Origin of the sequence: Enterobacter cloacae complex sp. 309I3 (assembly GCF_050031595.1) — a bacterium.
GTDB classification, from domain to species: domain Bacteria; phylum Pseudomonadota; class Gammaproteobacteria; order Enterobacterales; family Enterobacteriaceae; genus Enterobacter; species Enterobacter cloacae.
Window position 1 is genome coordinate 802,054 of sequence record NZ_JBLGWI010000001.1, and the last position, 15,045, is coordinate 817,098.

Annotated in this window: 8 protein-coding genes; 5 read left to right on the plus strand and 3 right to left on the minus strand. The window is 54.4% G+C overall.

Annotated features, from left to right (window positions below):
- Positions 1-32: 32 nt before the first annotated feature.
- Complete coding sequence (gene aroP, locus ACQG22_RS03805; protein ID WP_013095594.1) at positions 33-1,403, minus strand: aromatic amino acid transporter AroP; 1,371 nt, start codon at positions 1,401-1,403, stop codon at positions 33-35.
- A gap of 537 nt (positions 1,404-1,940) precedes the next feature.
- On the opposite strand from aroP, the gene pdhR reads away from it, so the two are divergent.
- From pdhR to lpdA, 4 genes are all read left to right on the plus strand, one after another.
- Positions 1,941-2,705: a pyruvate dehydrogenase complex transcriptional repressor PdhR gene (gene pdhR / locus ACQG22_RS03810; protein WP_369706564.1), complete on the plus strand. Its 765-nt coding sequence runs from the start codon at positions 1,941-1,943 to the stop codon at positions 2,703-2,705.
- A gap of 123 nt (positions 2,706-2,828) precedes the next feature.
- Positions 2,829-5,492: a pyruvate dehydrogenase (acetyl-transferring), homodimeric type gene (gene aceE, locus ACQG22_RS03815; RefSeq protein WP_013095597.1), complete on the plus strand. Its 2,664-nt coding sequence runs from the start codon at positions 2,829-2,831 to the stop codon at positions 5,490-5,492.
- Between the two features lie 14 nt (positions 5,493-5,506).
- Positions 5,507-7,399 (plus strand): pyruvate dehydrogenase complex dihydrolipoyllysine-residue acetyltransferase, encoded by a 1,893-nt coding sequence (gene aceF / locus ACQG22_RS03820; protein ID WP_023620930.1) that lies wholly within the window; start codon positions 5,507-5,509, stop codon positions 7,397-7,399.
- Positions 7,400-7,596: 197 nt separating this feature from the next.
- A complete protein-coding gene (gene lpdA, locus ACQG22_RS03825; RefSeq protein WP_014830669.1) occupies positions 7,597-9,021 on the plus strand; it encodes a dihydrolipoyl dehydrogenase in 1,425 nt (474 codons plus the stop codon).
- A gap of 52 nt (positions 9,022-9,073) precedes the next feature.
- Here lpdA and ACQG22_RS03830 read toward each other — a convergent pair whose 3' ends face one another.
- Both ACQG22_RS03830 and ACQG22_RS03835 read right to left on the minus strand, forming a co-directional pair.
- Positions 9,074-9,865, minus strand: coding sequence for a DUF2950 family protein (locus ACQG22_RS03830; protein ID WP_369706563.1), 792 nt, complete (start codon positions 9,863-9,865; stop codon positions 9,074-9,076).
- A gap of 10 nt (positions 9,866-9,875) precedes the next feature.
- A complete protein-coding gene (locus ACQG22_RS03835; protein ID WP_369706562.1) occupies positions 9,876-11,420 on the minus strand; it encodes a DUF3300 domain-containing protein in 1,545 nt (514 codons plus the stop codon).
- Positions 11,421-12,311: 891 nt separating this feature from the next.
- Here ACQG22_RS03835 and acnB point away from each other — a divergent pair.
- On the plus strand, positions 12,312-14,909 hold the full coding sequence (gene acnB, locus ACQG22_RS03840; RefSeq protein WP_013095602.1) for a bifunctional aconitate hydratase 2/2-methylisocitrate dehydratase: 2,598 nt from the start codon (positions 12,312-12,314) through the stop codon (positions 14,907-14,909).
- Positions 14,910-15,045: the final 136 nt, after the last annotated feature.

Below are 15,045 nucleotides of genomic sequence, written 5' to 3' on the forward strand. Positions count from 1 at the left end.
ACCCGCGAAACGAGTGCTGAGCTGAAGAGCTATTAATGTGCTTTTACGGTTTTACCGTTTTTCTGTTTTACCAGATACCCCACGCCGAGGATCGCAATCCAGACCGGGATCAGGTAAACGGAAATCGCCATGCCTGGGGTGAGCAGCATAATCACCAGCACGCCCGCCATAAACAGCAGGCAAACCCAGTTACCCAGCGGATAGAGCAGGGCAGGGAAGCGGGTGGTTACGCCCTGCTGCTGTTTAGCGCGGCGGAACTTGATGTGCGCCAGGCTGATCATCGCCCAGTTAATCACCAGAGCCGAGACCACCAAAGCCATCAGCAGGCCAAACGCCGATTCGGGTGCCATGTAGTTAATCAGCACGCAAAGCGCCGTCACGATAGCCGAAACAATGATGGTATTGACCGGCACGCCGCGCTTATCGACGTTCAGCAGGGCTTTTGGTGCGTTACCCTGCTGCGCAAGGCCGAACAGCATGCGGCTGTTGCAGTACACGCAGCTGTTGTAGACGGAAAGCGCCGCCGTCAGCACGACGATATTGAGCGCATTCGCCACGAAGGTATCGCCCAGTTCGTGGAAGATAAGGACGAACGGGCTGGTGTCGGCCGTGACGCGTGTCCACGGCAGCAGCGAGAGCAGAACGGCCAGTGAACCCACATAGAAGATCAGAATTCGGTAGATAACCTGATTCGTCGCTTTCGGGATGCTTTGCTCCGGGTTGTCGGCTTCAGCGGCGGTGATCCCCACCAGCTCCAGCCCCCCGAAGGAAAACATAATAATGGCCATCATCATCACCAGACCGGTCATCCCGTGAGGCAGGAATCCACCTTGCTCCCAGAGGTTACGCACCGTGGCCTGTGGGCCACCGTTGCCGCTGAACAGCAGCCAGCCGCCAAAGATAATCATCGCCACCACGGCAATGACTTTGATGATGGCAAACCAGAACTCCATCTCACCGAACACTTTTACGTTGGTCAGGTTGATGGCGTTGATAATGACGAAGAACGCTGCCGCAGAAACCCAGGTTGGGATCTCGGGATACCAGAACTGAATGTATTTCCCCACGGCGGTCAGTTCTGCCATGGCTACCAGAACGTAAAGCACCCAGTAGTTCCAGCCGGAAGCGAAACCGGCAAAACTGCCCCAGTATTTATAGGCAAAGTGGCTGAACGAGCCTGCAACCGGCTCTTCAACGACCATTTCACCTAACTGGCGCATGATCAGAAACGCAATAAAACCTGCGATAGCGTAACCCAAAATAATGCCTGGACCGGCAGACTGGATGACGGATGCGCTTCCCAGAAACAGGCCAGTGCCGATAGCACCACCCAATGCGATGAGCTGTATATGGCGGTTTTTAAGGCCGCGCTTTAGCTGATCGCCGTGCTGTTGAGCTTCCATTTGAAACCTCGTGTGTGGTTGTTATGTTCACGCTGTGCGTGTGTAATTATGAATATCCGTTTTCTGTATTTATTTCTTTACGGTTAATAAGACCGAAAAAAGCGGAGATGTCTTCCGTAAGCGCAAGAATAGTGGTAAGCGCCTGTGAATGCACCTGCTTTATGAAGGGCTGATGACGAGTTGAATAAAAAGAAAGCATTTGTAAATCGCACCGTTAATTCTTACTACCCCAACCTATAGAATAGAAATGCCTTAAAAGTGGGCGAATTTTCATTTTTTGCGTTGTTGAATCGCTTCAGATTGCAAAAGCCCTCGTTTCATTATGGTTAAAACTCCCTCTTTGGTAGTAATCAGCTCATTTGTGCAAAGTTACATTTCTGAAACGTTATTTCTGTAAGGTTGTTAAAATGTGCAGGGTTTACTGATTTCAATCAAAACCAATATGGACAGAAGGTGAATACTTTGTTACTTTAGCGATACGAACTTGAAATTGGTAAGACCAATTGACTCCGGGCAAAAAGGCGTAAGACAGGGAATATGGCCTACAGCAAAATTCGCCAACCAAAACTATCCGATGTGATTGAGCAGCAGCTGGAGTTTTTAATCCTCGAGGGGACACTGCGCCCGGGTGAGAAACTTCCGCCAGAACGCGAGCTGGCTAAACAGTTCGACGTATCCCGCCCCTCTCTGCGTGAGGCGATTCAACGCCTCGAAGCAAAGGGCTTGCTGCTTCGTCGCCAGGGCGGCGGAACCTTTGTTCAAAACAGCCTGTGGCAGAGCTTCAGCGATCCGCTGGTAGAACTTCTCTCTGACCACCCAGAATCCCAGTTTGATCTGCTTGAGACCCGTCACGCGCTTGAAGGTATCGCGGCCTATTACGCCGCCCTTCGCAGCACTGATGAAGATCGCGTGCGTATCCGCGAACTGCATCAGGCCATTGAACGGGCACAGCAGTCCGGCGATTTAGACGCCGAGTCCAATGCCGTCGTCCAGTATCAGATTGCCGTCACCGAAGCGGCACACAACGTAGTGCTCCTCCATCTGCTACGCTGCATGGAGCCGATGCTGGCCCAGAACGTTCGTCAAAATTTTGAATTGTTGTATGCCCGTCGGGACATGCTCCCGCGGGTAAGCAACCATCGCACCCGAGTATTCGAGGCGATAATGGCCGGGGAACCGGAGCAGGCGCGCGAAGCGTCGCACCGACATCTGGCTTTCATTGAGGAAATCTTGCTGGACCGCAGCCGAGAACAATCGCGTCGCGAACGTTCATTACGCCGCATACAGCAACGAAAGGATTAAGCGCCAGGTACTTTTAGAGCGCGGCAACTAAACGCAGAACCTGTCTTATTGTGTTTTCTGACGAAAATACAATGGGACAGGTTCCAGACAAATCAACGTATTAGATAGATAAGGAATACCCCCATGTCAGAACGTCTCCAAAATGACGTGGATCCGATCGAAACTCGCGACTGGCTACAGGCGATCGAATCGGTCATCCGTGAAGAAGGTGTTGAGCGCGCTCAGTATCTGATTGATCAGCTGCTTTCTGAAGCCCGCAAAGGCGGCGTGAAGGTTGCTTCAGGTGCAGGGGCTAGCAACTACGTAAACACGATTGCCGTTGAAGACGAACCGGAATACCCGGGCAATCTGGATCTGGAACGCCGTATCCGTTCTGCCATCCGCTGGAACGCCATCATGACCGTTCTGCGTGCGTCCAAGAAAGATCTGGAGCTGGGTGGCCACATGGCGTCCTTCCAGTCCTCTGCGACCGTTTACGAAGTGTGCTTCAACCACTTCTTCCGTGCTGCTAACGAGAAAGACGGCGGCGACCTGGTGTACTTCCAGGGCCACATCTCTCCGGGCATCTATGCACGTGCATTCCTGGAAGGTCGTCTGACTGAAGAGCAGATGAACAACTTCCGTCAGGAAGTTCACGGTAAAGGTCTGTCTTCTTACCCGCACCCTAAACTGATGCCTGAATTCTGGCAGTTCCCGACCGTATCCATGGGTCTGGGCCCAATTGGTGCAATCTATCAGGCGAAATTCCTGAAGTACCTGGAACACCGTGGTCTGAAAGATACCTCTGAGCAAACCGTTTACGCCTTCCTGGGCGACGGTGAGATGGATGAGCCAGAATCTAAAGGTGCGATCACCATCGCTACCCGTGAGAAGCTGGACAACCTGTGCTTCATCATCAACTGTAACCTGCAGCGTCTGGATGGTCCGGTAACCGGTAACGGTAAGATCATCAACGAACTGGAAGGCATCTTCGCAGGTGCTGGCTGGAACGTTATCAAAGTAATGTGGGGTTCCCGTTGGGACGAACTGCTGCGTAAAGACACCAGCGGTAAACTGATCCAGCTGATGAACGAAACCGTTGACGGTGACTACCAGACCTTCAAATCCAAAGACGGTGCCTACGTTCGTGAGCACTTCTTCGGCAAATATCCTGAAACCGCCGCACTGGTTGCAGACTGGACTGACGAGCAGATCTGGGCGCTTAACCGTGGTGGTCACGATCCGAAGAAAATCTACGCAGCACTGAAAAAAGCGCGCGAAACCAAAGGTAAAGCGACTGTAATCCTGGCCCACACCATCAAAGGTTACGGCATGGGTGATACCGCAGAAGGTAAAAACATCGCTCACCAGGTTAAGAAAATGAACATGGACGGCGTGCGCTACATCCGCGACCGTTTCAACGTGCCAGTGACCGATGAGCAGGTAGAAAACCTGTCTTACATCACCTTCCCGGAAGGTTCTGAAGAGTACAAGTACCTGCACGAACGTCGTCAGGCGCTGAAAGGCTACCTGCCAGCTCGTCAGCCTAACTTCACCGAGAAACTGGAACTGCCAGCGCTGGAAGACTTCTCTCAGCTGCTGGAAGAGCAGAACAAAGAGATCTCCACCACTATCGCTTTCGTTCGTGCCCTGAACGTGATGCTGAAGAACAAGTCGATCAAAGATCGTCTGGTGCCAATCATCGCTGACGAAGCGCGTACTTTCGGTATGGAAGGTCTGTTCCGTCAGATCGGTATCTACAGCCCGAACGGCCAGCAGTACACCCCGCAGGACCGTGAGCAGGTTGCATACTACAAAGAAGACGAGAAAGGTCAGATCCTGCAGGAAGGTATCAACGAGCTGGGCGCAGGCGCATCCTGGCTGGCTGCTGCGACCTCCTACAGCACCAACAACCTGCCGATGATCCCGTTCTACATCTACTACTCCATGTTCGGGTTCCAGCGTATCGGTGACCTGTGCTGGCAGGCAGGCGACCAGCAGGCTCGCGGCTTCCTGATTGGTGGTACTTCCGGTCGTACGACCCTGAACGGTGAAGGTCTGCAGCACGAAGATGGCCACAGCCACATTCAGTCTCTGACTATCCCTAACTGTATCTCTTACGACCCGTCTTACGCGTACGAAGTGGCAGTCATCATGCATGACGGTCTGCAGCGCATGTACGGCGAAGCGCAAGAGAACATTTACTACTACATCACCACCCTGAACGAAAACTACCACATGCCGGCAATGCCAGCAGGTGCCGAGGAAGGTATCCGTAAAGGTATCTACAAACTCGAAACCATCGAAGGTAGCAAAGGTAAAGTTCAGCTGCTGGGCTCCGGTTCTATTCTGCGTCACGTTCGTGAAGCAGCGCAGATCCTGGCGAAAGACTACGGTGTGGGTTCCGACGTGTACAGCGTGACCTCCTTCACTGAACTGGCGCGTGATGGCCAGGATTGTGAGCGCTGGAACATGCTGCACCCAATGGAAACCCCACGCGTTCCGTACATCGCTCAGGTGATGAACGACGCGCCAGCGGTGGCGTCTACTGACTATATGAAACTGTTCGCTGAGCAGGTTCGTACTTACGTTCCAGCTGATGATTATCGCGTACTGGGTACTGACGGCTTCGGTCGTTCTGACAGCCGCGAAAACCTGCGTCACCACTTCGAAGTTGATGCTTCTTACGTGGTTGTAGCAGCACTGGGCGAACTGGCTAAACGTGGCGAAATCGATAAGAAAGTGGTTGCGGACGCAATTACCAAATTCAACATCGATGCAGAAAAAGTTAACCCGCGTCTGGCGTAAGAGGTAAAAGAATAATGGCTATCGAAATCAATGTACCGGACATCGGGGCTGATGAAGTTGAAATCACCGAGATCCTGGTCAAAGTAGGCGACAAAGTTGAAGCTGAACAGTCGCTGATCACCGTAGAAGGCGATAAAGCCTCTATGGAAGTCCCGTCTCCTCAGGCTGGCATCGTTAAAGAGATCAAAGTCTCTGTTGGCGATAAAACCGAGACTGGCAAACTGATCATGATTTTCGATTCCGCCGACGGTGCAGCAGCTGCTGCACCTGCGCAGGAAGAGAAGAAAGAAGCTCCGGCCGCCGCTGCTCCAGCAGCTGCTGCGGCAGCGAAAGAAGTTAACGTGCCTGACATCGGCGGTGACGAAGTTGAAGTCACTGAAATCCTGGTGAAAGTGGGCGATACCGTTGCAGCTGAGCAGTCTCTGATCACCGTCGAAGGCGATAAAGCGTCTATGGAAGTGCCGGCGCCGTTCGCGGGCACCGTTAAAGAGATCAAGATCAACACCGGTGACAAAGTGTCTACCGGCTCTCTGATCATGATCTTCGAAGTGGCGGGTGCTGCACCTGCCGCTGCGCCAGCTCAGGCTGCAGCTCCGGCTCCAGCGGCTGCACCAGCAGCAGGCGGCGTGAAAGACGTTAACGTTCCTGACATCGGCGGTGACGAAGTCGAAGTGACCGAAGTGATGGTGAAAGTGGGCGACAAAGTTGCCGCTGAACAGTCACTGATCACCGTTGAAGGCGACAAAGCCTCTATGGAAGTGCCTGCGCCGTTCGCGGGTACCGTTAAAGAGATCAAAATCAGCACCGGCGACAAAGTCTCTACCGGCTCTCTGATCATGGTCTTCGAAGTGGAAGGCGCTGCGCCTGCTGCCGCTCCGGCTGCCGCGGCTGCTCCAGCACCGGCTGCTGCTCCGGCTCAGGCTGCTAAACCAGCGGCACCTGCTGCAAAAGCGGAAAGCAAATCTGAGTTCGCTGAAAACGACGCTTACGTCCACGCGACCCCGCTGATTCGTCGCCTGGCGCGCGAATTCGGCGTGAACCTGGCGAAAGTGAAAGGGACTGGCCGTAAAGGTCGTATCCTGCGCGAAGACGTTCAGGCTTATGTGAAAGACGCGGTGAAACGCGCTGAAGCTGCACCAGCTGCAGCCGCAGGCGGCGGTATCCCGGGCATGCTGCCATGGCCGAAAGTGGACTTCAGCAAGTTCGGTGAAATTGAAGAAGTGGAACTGGGCCGCATCCAGAAAATCTCTGGTGCTAACCTGAGCCGTAACTGGGTCATGATCCCGCACGTTACGCACTTCGACAAAACCGATATCACCGATCTGGAAGCGTTCCGTAAACAGCAGAACGCCGAAGCTGAGAAGCGTAAACTGGACGTGAAATTCACCCCAGTGGTCTTCATCATGAAAGCCGTTGCCGCTGCCCTGGAGCAGATGCCACGCTTCAACAGCTCCCTGTCCGAAGATGGCCAGAAGCTGACGCTGAAGAAATACATCAACATTGGTGTTGCGGTTGATACGCCAAATGGTCTGGTTGTTCCGGTCTTCAAAGACGTGAACAAGAAGAGCATCACTGAGCTGTCCCGTGAACTGACCACCATCTCCAAAAAAGCGCGTGATGGTAAGCTGACTGCCGGCGAAATGCAGGGCGGCTGCTTCACTATCTCCAGCATCGGCGGCCTGGGTACTACCCACTTCGCACCGATTGTTAACGCGCCGGAAGTGGCTATCCTCGGTGTGTCCAAGTCCGCGATGGAGCCGGTGTGGAATGGCAAAGAGTTCGTGCCGCGTCTGATGATGCCAATCTCTCTGTCCTTCGACCACCGCGTGATCGACGGTGCTGATGGTGCGCGTTTCATCACCATCATCAACAACATGCTGAGTGACATTCGCCGCCTGGTGATGTAAGTGAAAAGCCGGCCAGTCGGCCGGCTTTTTTCTGTTAATCTCATGTGGTTTGTGAGGTTATTGGCGAAAGCGACAATTCGTGAGCCGTTTGTTGTTTCAAAATTGTTAACAATTTTGTAAACTGCGAGCGGATAGAACGTCCCGGTGGATGAAGGGCGACAAGTACCTGGACCGCCGGAAATCAATAAGAGGTCATGATGAGTACTGAAATCAAAACTCAGGTCGTGGTACTTGGGGCAGGTCCCGCAGGTTACTCTGCAGCCTTCCGTTGCGCTGATTTAGGTCTGGAAACCGTCATCGTAGAACGTTACAACACCCTTGGTGGTGTTTGTCTGAACGTAGGTTGTATCCCTTCTAAAGCGCTGCTGCACGTAGCGAAAGTTATCGAAGAAGCCAAAGCGCTGGCTGAACACGGTATCGTCTTCGGCGAGCCGAAAACCGATATCGATAAAATCCGTACCTGGAAAGAGAAAGTTATCACTCAGCTGACCGGTGGTCTGGCTGGCATGGCGAAAGGCCGTAAAGTGAAAGTGGTTAACGGTCTGGGTAAATTCACCGGCGCGAACACCCTTGAAGTGGAAGGCGAAAACGGCAAAACCGTAATCAACTTCGACAACGCGATCATCGCGGCGGGCTCTCGTCCAATCGAACTGCCATTCATTCCACATGAAGATCCACGCGTGTGGGATTCCACCGATGCCCTGGAACTGAAAACCGTTCCAAAACGTCTGCTGGTTATGGGCGGCGGTATCATCGGTCTGGAAATGGGTACCGTGTACCATGCGCTGGGTTCAGACATTGACGTGGTTGAAATGTTCGACCAGGTTATCCCGGCTGCGGATAAAGACATCGTTAAAGTCTTCACCAAGCGTATCAGCAAGAAATTCAACCTGATGCTGGAAACCAAAGTGACTGCCGTTGAAGCGAAAGAAGACGGTATTTACGTTTCCATGGAAGGTAAAAAAGCGCCATCCGAACCACAGCGTTACGACGCCGTGCTGGTGGCGATCGGCCGTGTGCCGAACGGTAAGAACCTCGACGCGGGCAAAGCTGGCGTGGAAGTGGACGACCGTGGCTTCATCCGCGTTGACAAACAACTGCGCACTAACGTGCCGCACATCTTTGCTATCGGCGATATCGTCGGTCAGCCAATGCTGGCGCACAAAGGTGTTCACGAAGGTCACGTTGCCGCTGAAGTTATCGCCGGCATGAAACACTACTTCGATCCGAAAGTAATCCCATCTATCGCGTACACCGAGCCAGAAGTGGCATGGGTAGGTCTGACCGAGAAAGAAGCGAAAGAGAAAGGCATCAGCTACGAAACCGCCACCTTCCCGTGGGCTGCTTCTGGCCGTGCTATCGCTTCCGATTGCGCAGACGGTATGACCAAACTGATCTTCGACAAAGAGACTCACCGCGTTATCGGTGGTGCGATTGTCGGTACCAACGGCGGCGAGCTGCTGGGTGAAATCGGTCTGGCGATCGAAATGGGTTGCGACGCGGAAGACATCGCGCTGACCATCCACGCTCACCCAACTCTGCACGAGTCCGTGGGCCTGGCGGCAGAAGTTTTTGAAGGTAGCATCACCGACCTGCCAAACGCGAAAGCGAAGAAGAAATAAGTTTCTTCAGACAAAAAAAGCGGCCTGTGGCCGCTTTTTTTATGTGCTGTGTTCAGGGAGCCACAGGCTGCCAGGTTTTATCCGGATTATAGGTAGTTAACGCCCAGGCTTTCTGCTCAGAGTCATTGCCGAGATCGGCCTGGTACACTTTGTCATCCTGGTTTATCACAAAGCTCATGACGCCTGTCTGGCCATAGCTGACGGGCCATGCCACCATCGCAAAGCCTTTCTCATCAGGCAGGATACGGAACCGATAGCCGTGATAGCCTGCACCGGGCTCTTTGGGGCTGAAGGCCGGCCCCAGCGGGCTGGGGGCTTCACCCGGCGAAACGGGCCAGTAGAGACCATCTTTTTTCCCTTCAGAGCTGACAATTTTCTGCGCGTATTTTTGATTCATGGCGAAATAGCTCTGCTGGGCATCCACATAGGCATGTAATGCTTCGATGGCGGCAAGCTCGTTACGCCCGATCTCGCGGGTCAGGATCTCCTCGGCGCCCTCCTTGATATCGAATTGCCATCCGGCAGCGGTTTTGACAACCGGGATAGGCAACTGCCAGTCGTTATTTCCGACGACCAGATGCGCCGTATTACCGTCGATAACCGTGTTGTGCCGCACCTTCCAGTCGCGGAGGAAACGATCGACGGCATCAGGATCGACCCCTTCAGGCGGCAGAAAATCGCGCCAGTTCTCTCCAAGCAGATTGTTCATCGCCGTTTCATTCTGCTCACTGATGGCATGCGCCAGCGCATCGGTCGCCTGAGCGGGCGTGCTGAAGGATTGCTGTGCCATCGCAGCGGCGGACATCATGAACAACACCATTCCACAGACAAGATTCTTTTTCATGTTGGCTCCCTTAACGATGACGGAATTCACGGTGTTCAGCACGTCCGGCAGGGGCCTGACGCGGCTGCTGATGACGGGCAGCCAATTGTCTGCTTTGCGCCCCCCGTTGCTGCTGGGCTTGCCAGTTGGCAGAGCGGCTGTCGTTACCGCTCAGGGCATTTGCGCGAGGCTGGCTGGTTCGCTGCGGGATATGGCGTTGCTGGGCTGGCTGCGCGATCCGTTTATCCTGCCGCTGGGTTACGGCAGGGTGATTATCACGCTGCTGCGAGGTGGTTCGCTTTGCCGTTTGCGGTCTGGTGTCGTAGCCACGGTAGTTGTTGCGCTGGGATATCTGCTTCAGCTGTTCGCCTGAAGTCTGGCGCTGTGCATCTTTGGTTCCCGGACGCGCGGTTTGCGGGAAGGTTTTACCCGTCGATTTTTCCATCTGGCTTAGGGCCGCCTGACGCTGGCTGTCGCGGTTAACCGGTTTTTGCTGCGTAGAACTGAGCCCCGTTACCGTGTTAGTGGAATGGAAGCGGTTATTGAGCTGGCTGGTGGGGTAGGGCACACCTTCCCGATACGCCGGGTTATGCTGCCAGGTGCGGTTGGCATCCGTCAGGCGTTGACCACTGATTTTGTTGAAGTTCTCAACGTTAATATTGATATTGTTATCACCGTTGCGGTTATAGCCGCCGTGATTCCAGTCATCGTCATGATGGTGGTCCCAGTCGTCGTCATCATCCCAGTCGATGTTGCTGAAGATGGCGTAGGTTGTCGCCACACCCAGGCTGAAGCCTAAGCCTTTGACCAGACTGTCCGTAAACTGCTCTCCCGGAGAAGGAGGAAGATAGGTTGGCGGATAGGCAGTGTTTGGCCAGGTACCGTAAACGGTATTGGGGTTATAGGTGGGGACGTAAACGACCTGCGGATCCGCGGATTCAATTTTGATCACCGTCGGGGCAAGCGTGGTGGAGGTCGTCGTTTCGCTGGTGGCCGATTTGGCCGGGGCAGGTTTCGTCACGGTGGTGACCGTCTGCTGAGGCGTCGATTGTAAGGCGCCGGTCTTTTGAGCCAGCGCGCGCAGGCGTTGGACGGAATCCATGACATCCTTCGGTTGCGCGAGAAACGCATCACCCAGATTTTGTACCCACGGCGGGTTTTCACCCATCAGCGACATCAGTTGAGGAAACGCGACCAACGATTTTACGCTGGGATCCCAGGGCTGGCTGGCAACGGCCTGGATAGCGGCGTCTCCTTCCATTTTAGGGTTGTCTTTGGACCACTGCGCCGCCTGGATGACGTTGGCCGGGTAGGTCGAGGCCATTAAAATTTGTGACAGCAGGGCATCCGGATAGAGCGCGATGGGAGCAACCCACTGATCGATTTGCGCGGCCGTATAGGCTGGGGCGACGACAGGGGCGGGTTGCACTGCTGCGGGGGTTACCGGTTGTTGTGCGACGGGAGCGGGGACGACAGGCTCTCTCGCCCGACTTTTGACAAACATGACGCCTGAGGCGGCAAACAGCCCGGCACTGCACAGAAGAACAAGCAGATGTGGTTTAAAGGGCAACTTCATAAAATGACTCCAACGAGACAAGCGCTGTGCCGTGAGGCGTTACGGTTGGCGTGAGTATTATTCACTCGCCTTTTACTGTTTTGACTTTTGTTGGGGAACTGCCGGTACGTCCGGATAAAGAGTGTGAGTATTTATTACACAATTATATGTGATAGCTGAAAAGCCGCTGGGATTTCAGAAGGCCGCTCTTGCGAGCGGCCAGCAGCTAGTTGCCGAGGTTGACAACAAACAGCACCGTGATGTCGGATATGTTCCAGCCACCGTGCAGTGCCGTAAGCAGTAAACCGAGCGCAACGATCAGCGCAGTGATTCGCATCTCCATTGCGTGCGTTCCTGTACAGGCTACGCGGGTTCATTCTTCACCGGGAAAGGCAGAACCTGGCAAGTTGATGTTGCCGCGTAGATGAAGGAACTGCTCCCGGGCCCGGTGACTGGTTGCTACACCAGCGGAGCAGGCCGCGGAGAAGAATAGTCAATTCAATGGATCTGAAGAAGGCAAAAAATGCAATTACATGGGCTTTCATACGAAATGGGAAGGTGCTACGCAAAATCGTGATAGCAGCTTGCAAGCCCACAGGGAGTGATGCACAATATTTCACGTTGGTGTTGCCGCAAATCTGCCAACCCGGTGTGCTACCACCGCAAGGCAACAAATAAACCGCTTTCAGGCGGTTTTTTTGTTGCCAAAATTCCCCCCGTCTGCCCTCTACACCATGCTTAACGATTCAGCAAATTTTTTAATGTTGCTTTTTTGTAAACGGATTAACACTGTGCAGAAATCCTGCTATGCTGCCCGACGCGGTATCGGGCATTTACCCTACAAACTGCTGTCTCACAGGAGCGTGAAGAGAACGCCCGCCGCATATGACAATGAGAGCGAGGAGAACCGTCGTGCTAGAAGAATACCGTAAGCACGTAGCAGAACGTGCCGCCGAGGGAATTGTACCCAAACCGTTAGATGCAACCCAAATGGCCGCGCTCGTCGAGCTGCTGAAGAACCCGCCTAAGGGCGAAGAAGAATTCCTGTTAGATCTGCTGATCAACCGCGTACCGCCTGGCGTAGATGAAGCTGCCTACGTAAAAGCCGGATTCCTTGCTGCTATCGCCAAAGGCGAAGCCACCTCCCCACTGGTTACTCCTGAAAAAGCCATTGAACTGCTCGGCACCATGCAGGGTGGTTATAACATTCATCCGCTGATTGACGCGCTGGATAACGACAAGCTGGCACCGATTGCCGCTAAAGCGCTCTCTTCAACGCTGCTGATGTTCGATAACTTCTACGATGTGGAAGAAAAAGCCAAAGCAGGCAACGTCTATGCGAAGCAGGTGATGCAGTCCTGGGCCGATGCCGAATGGTTCCTGAACCGTCCTGCGCTGGCTGAAAAAATTACCGTTACCGTATTCAAAGTCACCGGTGAAACCAACACCGATGACCTCTCTCCGGCACCGGATGCATGGTCTCGCCCGGATATCCCGCTGCACGCACTGGCGATGTTGAAAAACGCCCGTGAAGGCATTGAGCCGGATCAGCCAGGCGTTGTCGGCCCGATCAAACAGATCGAAGCGTTGCAGAAAAAAGGGTTCCCGCTGGCTTACGTCGGTGACGTTGTCGGTACCGGTTCTTCCCGTAAATCCGCCACTAACTCCGTCCTGTGGTTTATGGGTGACGATATTCCGCATGTGCCGAACAAACGCGGTGGCGGCTTGTGCCTGGGCGGTAAGATTGCCCCAATCTTCTTCAACACCATGGAAGATGCTGGCGCACTGCCAATTGAAGTGGATGTCTCTAACCTGAACATGGGCGACGTGATTGACGTTTACCCGTATAAAGGTGAAGTCCGTAACCACGACACCAACGAGCTGCTGGCAAGCTTCGAGCTGAAAACCGATGTGCTGATCGACGAAGTGCGTGCCGGTGGCCGTATCCCGCTGATCATCGGTCGTGGCCTGACCACCAAAGCGCGTGAAGCGCTGGGTCTGCCGCACTCAGACGTGTTCCGTCATGCGAAAGACGTAGCAGAAAGCAATCGTGGCTTCTCGCTGGCGCAGAAAATGGTTGGCCGTGCGTGCGGCGTGGCCGGTATCCGTCCTGGCGCTTACTGCGAGCCGAAGATGACCTCTGTGGGCTCTCAGGACACCACTGGCCCAATGACCCGTGACGAGCTGAAAGACCTGGCGTGCCTGGGCTTCTCGTCCGATCTGGTCATGCAGTCCTTCTGTCACACGGCGGCGTATCCGAAGCCGGTTGACGTAACCACGCACCACACGCTGCCAGACTTCATCATGAACCGTGGCGGCGTCTCCCTGCGTCCGGGCGACGGCGTTATCCACTCCTGGCTGAACCGTATGCTGCTGCCGGATACCGTCGGTACCGGCGGTGACTCCCATACCCGTTTCCCGATTGGTATCTCCTTCCCTGCGGGCTCCGGTCTGGTGGCGTTTGCCGCAGCGACCGGCGTGATGCCGCTGGATATGCCGGAATCGGTACTGGTGCGCTTCAAAGGTAAAATGCAGCCGGGTATCACCCTGCGTGACCTGGTTCACGCTATCCCGCTGTATGCCATCAAACAGGGCCTGCTGACCGTTGAGAAGAAAGGTAAGAAAAACATCTTCTCTGGCCGCATCCTGGAAATTGAAGGGCTGCCGGACCTCAAAGTTGAGCAGGCATTCGAGCTGACCGATGCGTCCGCAGAGCGTTCCGCCGCGGGTTGTACCATCAAGCTGAACAAAGAGCCGATCATTGAGTATCTGAACTCTAACATCGTCCTGCTGAAGTGGATGATTGCGGAAGGCTACGGCGACCGTCGTACGCTGGAGCGTCGTATTCAGGGGATGGAGAAATGGCTGGCGGATCCGCAGCTGCTGGAAGCCGATGCTGACGCAGAATATGCGGCGGTGATCGATATCGATCTGGCAGACATTAAAGAGCCAATTCTCTGTGCACCGAACGATCCTGACGATGCGCGTCTGCTGTCTGACGTGCAGGGCGATAAGATCGACGAAGTGTTCATCGGTTCCTGTATGACTAACATCGGTCACTTCCGTGCTGCCGGTAAACTGCTGGATACTCATAAAGGCCAACTGCCAACCCGCCTTTGGGTAGCGCCACCAACCCGTATGGATGCGGCGCAGCTGACGGAAGAGGGTTACTACAGCGTGTTTGGTAAAAGCGGTGCGCGCATCGAAATCCCTGGCTGTTCCCTGTGTATGGGTAACCAGGCGCGCGTGGCAGACGGTGCGACGGTGGTCTCCACCTCTACCCGTAACTTCCCGAACCGTTTAGGTACCGGTGCGAACGTCTACCTGGCGTCTGCTGAGCTGGCGGCGGTTGCGGCGCTGATTGGCAAACTGCCAACGCCGGAAGAGTACCAGACCTTCGTTGCTCAGGTTGATAAGACGGCGGTGGATACCTATCGCTATCTGAACTTCGACCAGCTCTCTCAGTACACCGAGAAAGCTGACGGGGTGATCTTCCAGACGGCGGTATAAAAGCAAAACCGTCTCCACGAGACGGTTTTTAGTGTTTGCATCCTCTCCCGTGGGAGAGGGCCGGGGTGAGGGCATCAGGCCTCTCACCTTTTTATTTTCATTCCTCCCACCTCACACGCTTTTTTTCTTCCTCTCT

What these genes read in the sequence shown, in the direction of transcription:
- ACQG22_RS03830 (WP_369706563.1), bottom strand. Translation starts at nt 9,865, where the DNA reads ATGAAAAAGAATCTTGTCTGTGGAATGGTGTTGTTCATGATGTCCGCC.
- aceF (WP_023620930.1), top strand. Translation starts at nt 5,507, where the DNA reads ATGGCTATCGAAATCAATGTACCGGACATCGGGGCTGATGAAGTTGAA.
- aceE (WP_013095597.1), top strand. Translation starts at nt 2,829, where the DNA reads ATGTCAGAACGTCTCCAAAATGACGTGGATCCGATCGAAACTCGCGAC.
- pdhR (WP_369706564.1), top strand. Translation starts at nt 1,941, where the DNA reads ATGGCCTACAGCAAAATTCGCCAACCAAAACTATCCGATGTGATTGAG.
- lpdA (WP_014830669.1), top strand. Translation starts at nt 7,597, where the DNA reads ATGAGTACTGAAATCAAAACTCAGGTCGTGGTACTTGGGGCAGGTCCC.
- aroP (WP_013095594.1), bottom strand. Translation starts at nt 1,403, where the DNA reads ATGGAAGCTCAACAGCACGGCGATCAGCTAAAGCGCGGCCTTAAAAAC.
- ACQG22_RS03835 (WP_369706562.1), bottom strand. Translation starts at nt 11,420, where the DNA reads ATGAAGTTGCCCTTTAAACCACATCTGCTTGTTCTTCTGTGCAGTGCC.